We start from the raw sequence: 5,609 nt of genomic DNA, 5'->3' as shown, positions 1-5,609 counted from the left end.
GGGGCGGCGGAGGCGGCGGGAGTCCAGTCGTCAGCCTCCTGCCTGACAGCGGCACGGGCGGCACGCCACCCACGACCACCGAACCCGCCACGCCGCAGACGCCCGGCGAGGACGACGACGCCCTGCGCAATGCGCCCTGGGCCGAAGGCGTGTTCCGCACCGCGAGCCTCTACAAGGACCGCTGCGCCGCGCCGCGCACGGGCAACGACTATTTCGGCGTCCCCTTCAAGGACAAGCCCGGCCGCACGCTCGACGAGAACAACTGGCTGCGCTCGTGGATCAACGACACCTACCTTTGGTATGCCGAGGTCCCGGACCTCGATCCCGCGCGATACGCCACCACCGACTACTTCGACCTGCTGAAGACGTCCGCCGTGACACCGTCCGGCATCCCCAAGGACCAGTTCCATTTCACCTATCCCACCGATGCATGGAATGCGCTGGACACCGGGGGCGTCGAAGTGGGCTATGGGGCGCACTGGGCGATGATCCAGGCATGGCCGCCGCGCCATCTGCGCGTGGCCTACACCGAGCCCGGCTCACCCGCGGCGCAGCCGGGCAGCGACCTGCAGCGCGGCGCGCTGGTGCTCAAGATCAACGGCGTCGACTTCGTGAATGACCAGAGCGACGAGGGCCTCGCCGTCCTCAATGCCGGGATGTTTCCTTCCGCGCCCGGGGTGAGCACGCGCTTCACTGTCCTGGATATCGGAAGCACCGTGCCCCGGGACATCACGCTCGTGTCCGCGCCCGTCACCTCGACGCCGGTCCAGAACGTCAGGAGCTTCCGCAATGCGGCTGGACGCATGGTCGGCTATCTGCAGTTCAACGATCACATCGCGACAGCGGAGGTCCAGCTGGCGCAGGCCATCGAGCAGCTGCGTGCGGTGCAGCCCGACGAACTGGTGGTGGACTTGCGCTACAACGGCGGCGGCTATCTCTCGATGGCCAGCCAGCTGGCGTTCATGGTCGCCGGCGCGCAGCGCACGGACGGCAAGGTGTTCATGACAGAGGTGTTCAACGGCAAGCAGCCCGGACGCAACCCGGTCACCGGCTCGCCTTCAGAGCCCTTTCCGTTCCTGTCGACAGGCATCGGCTTTTCCCTGCCTGCGGGGCAGCCGCTATCCAGCTTGAACCTGCGGCGCGTCTACGTGCTGTCGGGGCCCGATACCTGCTCGGCGAGCGAGGCGTTCATCAACGGCTTGCGAGGCATCGACATCGAGGTGATCCAGGTCGGGACCGTGACTTGCGGCAAGCCCTACGGTTTCTACCCCGAGGACAACTGCGGTACCACCTACTTCAGCGTGCAGATGAGGGCCGAGAACGCCAAGGGCTTCGGCGACTATGCCGACGGGTTTGCGCCCACCTGCGAAGCATGGGACGACCTGCGGTACCCGCTCGGCGATCCGCGCGAGGAGCGCCTGGCCGCCGCGCTGACGCACCAGGTCACGGGCGCCTGCCCGCCGCTGCCGGCCGGCCGCCAGAGCCTGGCCAAGAGCGCCGTTGGCCGCCCGACGCCGCTGCTGCGCAAGCCCGAAGCGCTGCGCAACAACATCATGACCCGGCGCCGGGGCGTTTGAGCAACGCCCTCAGATGCTGTGCGGATCCACATCCACCAGCCACCGGATCACCCCCTTGCCCTCCGGCGTGCGCCGCAGCTCGTGCAGCAGCGGCTGCCACGCGGCCAGCAGGCGCTGCAGTGCGGCGCGTGACGGGCTTTCGATCAGCATCTGCGCGCGCTCCACGTTCGCCACGCGCTGGATCGCCAGCGGCACGGCCGGGTAGCGCGTGACCAGGTCCGCGCCCGGCAGCGCCTCGGCCTTGTCGGCCGCGAGGTTCAGGAAGCCCTGCGCGACCGACTGCTCGCGCGCGTCGGCACGCAGCAGCGCCTGGAATGCGAAGGGCGGCATGCCGGCGGCCTGGCGCTCCTCGAGCTGCTGCGCGGCGAAGCTCGTGTAGTCGTGCCGGCGCAGCGCCATGAACAGCGGATGCTGTGCATGGTGCGTCTGGATCCACATCTCGGCCCTGGCGCCCTGCGCCGCGAGGTAGGCGGCATCGCGTCCCGCGCGTCCCGCCGATTGCATCAGCAGGCTGAACAAGCGCTCGGGCGCGCGGAAGTCGCTGGAGAACAGCGCGCCATCGGGGTTCACCGCGGCCACCAGCGTGATGCGACGGAAGTCGTGGCCCTTGGCGATCATCTGCGTGCCGACCAGCACGTCGACCTCGCCCGCATGCACCGCCGCCAGCTGCGATTCGAGCGAGCCCTGTTTCTTGGTGCTGTCGGCGTCGATGCGCGCGATGCGCACCGCGCTGCCGTCCGCATGCTTCACGCCGGCGAACAGCTCGGCCAGGTGCTCCTCGAGCCGCTCGGTGCCGCGGCCCACGGGCGCGATGTCGGGGTTGCCGCAGGCCGGGCAGGCGCGCGGCACGCGCTCGGTGAAGCCGCAGTGGTGGCAGCGCAGCGTGCGGTCGATCTTGTGGAACACGCGGTAGGCGCTGCAGTGCGGGCATTCGCTCTTCCAGCCGCAGTCGCCGCAGGCCAGCACCGGCGCATAGCCGCGCCGGTTCAGGAAGATCATGCTCTGCTCGCCGCGCGCGATGCGCTGGCCGATGGCGTCGAGCAGCGGGGCCGAGAGCACGGTCTTGCCCGGTTGCTGCGTCATGTCCACCACGCGCACGGCCGGCAGTTCGCCGGCGCCGATGCGCGAGGGCATCGCCAGTCGGACGTAGCGCCCGCCGGGGTCCTCGCCCTCGGCCGGGCGGCTCTGGTGCCAGCTTTCGAGCGAGGGCGTGGCCGAGCCCAGGATCACCTTGGCCTTCTCGCGCTGGCCGCGCCACACGGCGAGGTCGCGCGCCGAGTAGCGCGCGCCTTCCTGCTGCTTGTAGCTCGGGTCGTGCTCTTCGTCGACCACGATGAGCTTCAGGCCGGGGATCGACGCGAACACCGCCATGCGCGTGCCCAGCACGATGCGCGCGACACCGCTGTGCGCCGCCAGCCAGCTCGCGAGCCGCTGCGGATTGGTCATGCCGCTGTGCAGCGACACCACGGCCTCGTCGCCGAAGCGGGCCTTGAAGCGCGCTTCGAGCTGCGGCGTGAGGTTGATCTCGGGCACCATCACCAGCGCCTGCGCCTCGGGGTCGCGCGCGAGCAGGTCGGCCACGCAGCGCAGGTAGACCTCGGTCTTGCCGCTGCCAGTGCTGCCCACCAGCAGGAAGGTGCCGGTCTCGGCTTCGATGCGGGCCAGCGCGGCCGTCTGCTCTTCGCTCAGCGCGATGAGGTTCGCCGACTCGGCGGTCTGCGCCACCGGCCCGGCCGTGGTCTTGCGCTTGAGGCGGCGCGCCAGCTGGGTCGTCGTCAGGTCGCGCAGCTGCGGCGGCAGGGCGGCCAGCGCGATCTCGCCGATCGAGCGCTGGTAGTAGCGCCCGGCAAACGCCACCAGGTCGCGCCAGGCCTCGCCCAGCGGTGCCAGCGCGTCGAGCGCCGCGCCCACGGGCTTCAGGGCCATGTCGGGCTCGGCGCCTTCCAGCGACACCGGCTCGTTCCAGACCACGCCCAGCACCTCGCGCTTGCCCAGCGGCACCCGCACCAGGGTGCCCGGCACCAGCGGCTCGGTGCCGGCGTAGCTCAGCAGGTCACCGAGCGCGGCATGCGCGGGCGTCTGCACCGCGATGTCGAGCCGCCACGGCCAGGGGCCGTGCAAGGCGGGTGAGGCCGGCGGCGCGCCGGCTGCGGTCGGCGATTCGGTGGAAAGGCTGGGCGTCCTTTTTGGCAAGGTTTGTTAATCCGTTTTGGAGCAAGACCACTTAAGTCGTTGATTTCACAGCGCTTTGGCGGTCATCCAGAGTTTCTGTGGATAACTTTGTTGACAAGCAGGCTGGATAGTCGCCGAAGCCTTGATTTTCAAGGCTCTCGCTGGAATGCCTGTAAAAAAAGCAAAAACCGAATCCTATATAAATCAATAACTTAGCGTCGCTATTGGTTTAGGAGCACAACTGGTTGCGCTTCAGACATTCTTGCGCAGTGCAACACGCGTTTTGTGCATAAGTCGGGCGTCCGGGGCCGTTTTAGGGCTTGACAAACGCCGGGCGACTGGCATTTCGGGACATCGGAACCGCCGACCGAACGGTCGGCGGGGGCGCATTTGTTAACTCAGAAGGTGTGAATGAATCCGGCGTGGCCGAGCAGCCCGCCCAGGCGCGCGCCATCAAGGCGCAAAGCGCAGCCATAGCTCGGGCTATGGCGAGCATTTGCAACGCAGAGGGAGCGTGCCTGGGCGGGATGAGCGGGCATGGCGGGTTCGTTCACACCTTCTCAAGCGCGCAGCGCGCGCGACTGGTCGTGCACCGCCTGAACCAGCGCCGCCACGTGCTCTGGCGGGGTGAACTGGCTGATGCCGTGGCCCAGGTTGAAGATGTGCGTCGGGCCTGCCGTGGTGCGGTCGGTGTGGGGCTTGCCGAAGGCCTGCAGCACCTTGCCGACTTCGGCCTCGATGGCCGCGGGCGGGGCGAACAGCACGTTCGGGTCGATGTTGCCCTGGATCGCCTTGGCCTTGTCCTCGGTGCCTTCGGCCACGAGGCGGCGCGCGGCCGCGAGGTTCACGGTCCAGTCGACGCCGAGCACTTCGCAGTCGAGCGCGCGCATGGCGCCCAGCCACAGGCCGCCGCCCTTGGTGAAGACGATGCGCGGCACCGGCTGGCCGTCGGGGCCGTGGCGCTTCAGGCCGGCGAGCACGCGCGCGGTGTAGGCCAGGCTGAACTCGTGGAAGGCGCCGTCGGCCAGCACGCCGCCCCAGCTGTCGAAGATCATCACGGCCTGCGCGCCGGCGTCGATCTGCGCGTTGAGATACGCGGCCACCGAATCGGCATTGACCGCGAGGATGCGGTGCATCAGGTCGGGGCGGCCGTACAGCATGCTCTTCACGAGGCGGTAGTCGCTCGAGCCCGCGCCTTCGACCATGTAGCAGGCCAGCGTCCACGGGCTGCCCGAGAAGCCGATGAGCGGCACGCGGCCGTTCAGCGCCTTGCGGATCGAGCCCACGGCGTCGAACACGTAGCGCAGCTTGTTCAGGTCGGGCACTTCCAGCGCCGCCACGGCCGCTTCGTCGCGCACCGGGCGCGCGAAGCGCGGGCCTTCGCCGGCCTCGAACGACAGGCCCAGGCCCATCGCGTCGGGCACCGTGAGGATGTCGGAGAACAGGATGGCCGCGTCGAGCGGGTAGCGCGCCAGCGGCTGCAGCGTGACCTCGGTGGCGTAGTCGGTGTTGGTGGCCAGCCCCATGAAGCTGCCGGCCTTGGCGCGCGTGGCAACGTACTCGGGAAGGTAGCGGCCGGCCTGGCGCATCAGCCAGACGGGCGTGTGGTCGGTGGCCTGGCGCCAGCAGGCCCGCAGGAAGGTGTCGTTTTGCAAAGGGGCGAAAGGCATGGCCCGATTGTCGCAGGGCCCCTCGCGTTCGCCGTGCGTTGACCCACAGCGCACTTTGCGTTGCATCAACCCGCCCCGATGCGCCACGGCGCGCGCCAGCCGCGAGCATCCGTTCCCAAGAGCAACTTCAGTCTGGAACGGACATGGCGCAGCAGGTTTTCGATGTGGTGGTGGTGGGGGCGGGTTCGGC

General features: G+C 69.1%; 3 protein-coding genes. 1 reads left to right on the top strand and 2 read right to left on the bottom strand.

The features are described 5' to 3' along the window. On the top strand, positions 1-1,577 hold a 1,577-nt coding region (locus D3H34_RS30735), incomplete at its 5' end, for a S41 family peptidase (RefSeq protein ID WP_119558630.1). A gap of 9 nt (positions 1,578-1,586) precedes the next feature. Here D3H34_RS30735 and D3H34_RS30730 read toward each other — a convergent pair. Next, positions 1,587-3,698 (bottom strand): primosomal protein N', encoded by a 2,112-nt coding sequence (locus D3H34_RS30730; protein ID WP_491047151.1) that lies wholly within the window; start codon positions 3,696-3,698, stop codon positions 1,587-1,589. 611 nt (positions 3,699-4,309) lie between these two features. Beyond that, on the bottom strand, positions 4,310-5,419 hold the full coding sequence (gene hemE, locus D3H34_RS30725) for a uroporphyrinogen decarboxylase (RefSeq protein WP_119558629.1): 1,110 nt from the start codon (positions 5,417-5,419) through the stop codon (positions 4,310-4,312). Positions 5,420-5,609 lie beyond the last annotated feature (190 nt).

This window comes from Acidovorax cavernicola (assembly GCF_003581445.1).
The sequence above is the reverse complement of the archived record's forward strand: the minus strand, read 5'-3'. Positions and strand labels throughout refer to the sequence as shown.

What these genes read in the sequence shown, in the direction of transcription:
- hemE (WP_119558629.1), bottom strand. Translation starts at nt 5,419, where the DNA reads ATGCCTTTCGCCCCTTTGCAAAACGACACCTTCCTGCGGGCCTGCTGG.